We start from the raw sequence: 4,924 nt of genomic DNA, 5'->3' as shown, positions 1-4,924 counted from the left end.
GGAAGCAGATGAAATATTATTGGCGAGATTTTCAAGTCATGACAGCTGATAAAATAGAGCAATGGGTGGAGAGAGTATCAAACCAATTCGGAAAAGAATACATGTTTACTTTTTAATGACAGCTTATAGGTCACTACCATATTGAAAATGAATTAAGCAATCGTGGTTTAAGACGTAATATTCTAATGAGTATCCCAAGTTATTTAGGGGTCGGTTTAATTGTGCAAGAAACCGATATGATTGCGACAGTGCCTTATTATTTAAGTGAGGTGTTATTGGCACGCGGGAATTTACAAGTAGTGAGTGCGCCTTTGAATTTTCCAACCTATCCTGTACGACAATATTGGCATACGTCTTGTCATCACCAAACCAGTCATCAGTGGTTAAGAAAAGTGATTTTTGATTTGTTTAGTCAGCATCCTTAATTAATCGTATTTAAAGTAAAATTTTTATAATTTTTTAAATTATCATTCGCTAATTCCCTCATCTTCAAAAGAGCAGGCTAGGCTGAGGGAATTAGTGATTCTTTTTTATAAGGCAATAAAACTAAATTTCTGCCCACGATTTTGATTGCAGCTATACATTTTCATTTTTCCATTATAAATATCTAAACATTTGCCTGTATCTGCACTACGAATACGCTGACCATCGAGATACCATTTTTGGTTACTTTGTCCATTACAGGTATAAGCAATTACTTCAGCACCATCATGTTTCTGTTTTCCTGCTACATCTAGACATTTACCTTGCACGGTAATGCTTTGATCAGGATGGAAAATAAAATGCTGATTGGTACCATCATGACAATGTGAAGTCTGAATGGAACGTTGATTACTGCGACTAAAATCTACGCAGCGACCATCATAGGTTTTAATTTTGACTTTTTGTTGCCATGTTTGTGCAGGATAAGGCATAGGTGTTGGCATATAAATGGTTTGTTGTGCAGGACGTTCTACAGGTGTACTTGCTGGAATTTGAGGTTGAATGACGATATTGGGAATCTGCCCCGATGCTGTTCCGTCAACTACAATACATGCTGTTAAAAGTGAGCAACTGCTTATAGTGAAAAGTGTCTTAAACATAAGAGAAAACAATTTATTTATTAGGTGGATAGGATAAATTTAAAGCATGGAATAAATATTTATTTTTTGTAATTTTATGAGTAATTGACCCTAAAAATTTATCGAATAGACAAGGTTTTCAGCAAAAAATAAGAACGAAAAAATTCAAGTTGTCTTTATTTGTTATTAGTCGGTGCATTCTTAGGAAGTGTGTGGTAGAAATTGTATTTAGAGGATATATTTCTGATTTAGTTTGTGGTCAGCAACAAGCGAATTATCCAATTTGTTGAATTGAACATCAAAAATTCAACTATATTGCTTTAAAATTATGTGATTGAGTTGTAAAATTATGTGTTAAAGTTGGCAATTGTCACAGTTTTTGAATTTTTGGGGTAGGAACTGTTGAAACATTTTTTACTACGACTTGGATTGGATCTGCGTAAACTTATTTTAATTTCCACAATTTTAAGTGTATCAGGCTTATTTGTCGTAAGTATTTTTATTTTAAATTATGTAATTAAACAACAATTAATTCAAAATTCACTTTCGATCAATGAAAAATATGCAGAAAAAATTGCCACCAGTGCCAATCAACATTTTTCAGATATGCTGCAAGAGTTGGATTATAGTGCACGTTTATTAGAAAAAAAATTTTATAATACACAAGTTAGAAAAGAAGAAGTAAAACGCTTAAAAAATCAATCGAATAATTTTAATAGTGTTTTATTGGTAGAGCAGAATAAACATATTTTAGCTTATGCACCTAATACATTAAAACTTAATTTTAATCAGGCTTATAGTACCATTGGTATTGATGGATCTATTGAAAAAAAGAAAACTTATATTTCATCTCCCTATTGGTCTATAAGTAATAATTTAATCGTCATGATGTCACAACCTATTTATAATAAAACACATCAATATTTAGGCTTAATCAGTGGTACGATTTATTTACAGGAGCAGAACTTGATTAATACCATGCTCAATACTCAGTATGATTATAAAAAAAGTTATATGTATGTGATTGATCAACATAATCGTATTATTTTTCATCCAGATAAAAAGCGAATTGGTGAAAAAATTATCAATAATACAGGTTTGGATTATATTAATAAGAATACAAAGGGATCAATTCGTTTAAAGAATAGTTTAGGTATAGATAATTTGGCGGGTTTTGCACATATTCCAAGTGTAAATTGGATTGTAGTTTCTCAGCAGCCCACAGATGATTTACTTGCACAAGCTAATACGCTGATTTTTAAAGTATCGATTGGAATCTTCATTTTTTACTTTTTTATTTTTTTATTGATTTGGTATATCTCAAGCTTTATTTCTTCACCTTTGAACCGCTTGGCACGTATGGCAAGTATGCTCAATCATGCGGACATTGAAAATAAAATTAAAGAAGTTGATCCGTGGTATTTCGAGGTTTTAAAGTTTAGAACCTCATTATTAATGAGTTCGGAAACCTTTAGTGATCGGATTGCGGAGTTAAAACATCGTGTCAATACGGACCCATTAACAGGTTTATATAACCGTCGTGGTATGCAATTATTTTTAAATGAACTGCTAGAGACTCGTACCGAATTTGCAGTATTAGCCATTGATATAGATTTTTTTAAGCAAATTAATGATCAGTATGGGCATGATCAAGGTGATGTGGTACTTAAAACGCTCGCGCAAATAATGCTAACTAATTTTAGGGAACAGGATGTTTGCTGTCGTAGTGGCGGTGAAGAATTTCTAGTTTTAATGACGACTGCAGATGCAAATGTGGTGTATAAAGCTGCAGAGCGGCTTAGAAAAACCATGCAGGAAACTACGATTAATCAGATGGGTCAAATCACCATCTCTGTTGGCATCGCTTTTTGGCCTCGAGATGCAGAAGATGTTTCTGATGTACTGAAACTTGCAGATAATAAATTGTATGAAGCTAAACATGATGGGCGTAATTGCACAAAGTCTACGGCCGTATGAGGATTTGGAAAGATTCTTCTTTAGCTGACACGGAGGTATGCTTTGGAAAAAGATCAAGATCCAACGATAGTGGTTGAAGACAGTCCTGAACAAGAAAAATATGAACTTTTGAAAGAAAAGCTGAAATACAAACAGGCGGAGCGCGAAAATTCTAAAAAAATTGATCATAAACAAGTACGGTTGAACATTCAAGCGGATGCCTTACCAAGCAAAACCTTTTTTATAATGAATGCTTTGGCAGCGATTATTGCGGGCTATGGTTTATTGTCAAATTCAGCCGCAGTGGTGATTGGTGCAATGCTGGTTGCGATGATGCTAGGCCCTATTTCAGGTATGGCTTTAGCATTTATTGATAATCGATGGTTGTTTTTTAAAACAGCATTTAAAACCTTAGTTTTAGGTGTGTCGATGATTGTCAGTATTGGCATCATTTTAGGTCTTATCAATATTAACTTACCTATCACCCATGAAATTCTGTCTAGAACTCAGCCTACCATTATGGATTTAATGATTGCACTTGCGGGTGGTGCAGCAGGGGCATTTGCAGCCGTTTCACCACGTCTGTCTGTGGCTGTTGTTGGCGTTGCAGTTGCGACTGCTTTGGTACCGCCGCTGGTTGCAAGTGGCATATTAATTGCGCATCTGGAATGGAAACATGCAGCAAATGCTCTGCTGTTGGCACTGACCAATATTGTTGCTATTCAAATTAGTTCTTCACTGGTGTTATGGGCAGCAGGTTTTAGACGCGGTTCAGATGAAGAAGTAAATAGCACAGTAATTGAATTTATTAAAAGAAATATCGTGAGTCTTTTAGTACTTTTTGCGCTGGGTATCTATTTAAGCTTTAACTTTATGATGATGTTAAATAAACAGATGTATGAACATCAGGTAGAAAGCTTGATTGAAAGTCAATTTAATCAACATAATAATTTGATTGATACGGTGCAGTTTGATCGGCGTAAAGAGATGACTTTAATTCGCGTAGTCTTGCGTGGAGATATAGCGCCAAAACCTCAACAGATTTCTGCATTGAATCAAAAATTAGCACAAGACCCACGTGGAAAACCAAGTGTGGTTCAAGTGCGCTTTATTCCTGTGCAAATTATTCAAGCCAAAGAAAGTCCTGATTTTGATATTAAGCAAGTTGAAGCCGAGCAATTGATACAACCTTAGATTCAACAATAAGAAATTGATGGTATTTACAGCTTACTTTAGATGGAGTCTTATTATTCAATAGGCATTCATAATGTTACATATTACACAGATTTAATTTAATAGTCTCAAAAGGTTATATTTAAGTAAGCATCCGGCTAACACAGCCTTACCAAGCGATCCTATAAGCCTTAATTTAGTTCCCACCTAAAAACAAGTGGGGACTTAATCCATGAACATGGATATATATTCAGCAACACCTCCTGTTGCTAAAAAACGCAGAACATACAGCAAAGAATTCAAACTCAGTATTGTCAATGCCTGTAAAAATCCTAATACCTCGATCGCTTCGGTCGCACTGCAACATAGTATTAATGCCAACCTTGTCAGTCGTTGGATCAGGATCTTCAGCCATCATGAGGGTGCCGTGCAGGATCCTACTCATGTGAATCCAGCATTTATTGCTTTGCCTTACACTGCTGAAATCAGCCAACCTATTGATGAGAGGATCACGTTGTGTATCACCGTGCCTCATACGAATAATGATATTCAGCTAAAATGGCAGACATCAGAAATACCTGTCTTGGCAGAATTACTCAAGGCACTTGCAACATGATCCGTATCAATGAAATTTGGCTCTCTACCCAGCCCATGGATATGCGAGCAGGAATGGATACTGTCATGGCTCAGGTGGTGAGAGCCTTTGGCTACATCAAACCGCATTGCGCCTACCT

Annotated in this window: 4 protein-coding genes and 2 pseudogenes; 5 read left to right on the top strand and 1 reads right to left on the bottom strand. The window is 35.5% G+C overall.

Features of this window, described 5'->3' with window-relative positions; translation table 11 throughout:
* Both FTU09_RS13440 and FTU09_RS13435 read left to right on the top strand, forming a co-directional pair.
* Nucleotides 1-116: pseudogene (locus FTU09_RS13440) on the top strand (transposase); the annotation flags it as partial.
* 9 nt (nucleotides 117-125) lie between these two features.
* A pseudogene (locus FTU09_RS13435) lies at nucleotides 126-425 on the top strand (LysR substrate-binding domain-containing protein); the annotation flags it as partial.
* Between the two features lie 105 nt (nucleotides 426-530).
* On the opposite strand, the gene FTU09_RS13430 reads toward FTU09_RS13435, so the two are convergent.
* Complete coding sequence (locus FTU09_RS13430) at nucleotides 531-1,082, bottom strand: ricin-type beta-trefoil lectin domain protein (RefSeq protein WP_019837853.1); 552 nt, start codon at nucleotides 1,080-1,082, stop codon at nucleotides 531-533.
* Nucleotides 1,083-1,463: 381 nt separating this feature from the next.
* Here FTU09_RS13430 and FTU09_RS13425 point away from each other — a divergent pair, with 381 nt between their 5' ends.
* The 3 genes from FTU09_RS13425 (at nucleotide 1,464) to FTU09_RS13415 (ending at nucleotide 4,806) form a co-directional block, all read left to right on the top strand.
* The gene (locus FTU09_RS13425; protein WP_180009250.1) at nucleotides 1,464-3,038 is read left to right on the top strand and encodes a sensor domain-containing diguanylate cyclase; all 1,575 of its coding nucleotides are present in this window, start codon (nucleotides 1,464-1,466) and stop codon (nucleotides 3,036-3,038) included.
* Between the two features lie 42 nt (nucleotides 3,039-3,080).
* The gene (locus tag FTU09_RS13420; protein WP_004970544.1) at nucleotides 3,081-4,211 is read left to right on the top strand and encodes a TIGR00341 family protein; all 1,131 of its coding nucleotides are present in this window, start codon (nucleotides 3,081-3,083) and stop codon (nucleotides 4,209-4,211) included.
* 211 nt (nucleotides 4,212-4,422) lie between these two features.
* On the top strand, nucleotides 4,423-4,806 hold the full coding sequence (locus tag FTU09_RS13415; protein WP_154320783.1) for a transposase: 384 nt from the start codon (nucleotides 4,423-4,425) through the stop codon (nucleotides 4,804-4,806).
* Nucleotides 4,807-4,924 lie beyond the last annotated feature (118 nt).

It is taken from the genome of Acinetobacter sp. YH12058 (assembly GCF_013419805.1).
GTDB classification, from domain to species: domain Bacteria; phylum Pseudomonadota; class Gammaproteobacteria; order Pseudomonadales; family Moraxellaceae; genus Acinetobacter; species Acinetobacter towneri.
The sequence above is the reverse complement of the archived record's forward strand: the minus strand, read 5'-3'. Positions and strand labels throughout refer to the sequence as shown.

Bases quoted from the DNA above. Each gene is read 5' to 3' on its own strand.
- FTU09_RS13430 (WP_019837853.1), bottom strand. From the start codon at position 1,082: ATGTTTAAGACACTTTTCACTATAAGCAGTTGCTCACTTTTAACAGCA.
- FTU09_RS13415 (WP_154320783.1), top strand. From the start codon at position 4,423: ATGAACATGGATATATATTCAGCAACACCTCCTGTTGCTAAAAAACGC.